The sequence below is a fragment of the Clostridium sp. ZBS2 genome, from assembly GCF_023845855.1.
Classification (GTDB): domain Bacteria; phylum Bacillota; class Clostridia; order Clostridiales; family Clostridiaceae; genus Clostridium; species Clostridium aquiflavi.
Map to the genome: position 1 here is coordinate 1 of NZ_JAMQIF010000172.1, position 251 is coordinate 251.

Here is a 251-nt window from a genome sequence, read left to right on the forward strand (position 1 = left end):
GGACCCAGGGCGAGGCGAGTGCGCTGGAAATCAGCGACATCACAGTCAGTACAATCAGCACCAGGCGCAGTGACCCTGGCAGCGGTGCGGCATCGGCGACGGCCGCGCTCGGTTTGCCGGGGCCGACGCGACCAAACCAGCGAATAAACCAGGCGAAACTGGCGACCGATTCAAGCATCAGCAGATTTTTTTCTAGCATCCGGGCCCCCTCCGCCACTTACCCTTCTCCACCCCCCGCCACTTTCGGGATC

The 251-nt window shown here is 62.9% G+C and carries 1 pseudogene; it reads right to left on the bottom strand.

The annotated features are described in order from the left end of the window. Positions 1–199: pseudogene (locus NG918_RS16835) on the bottom strand (hypothetical protein); the annotation flags it as partial. Between the last annotated feature and the right edge of the window lie 52 nt (positions 200–251).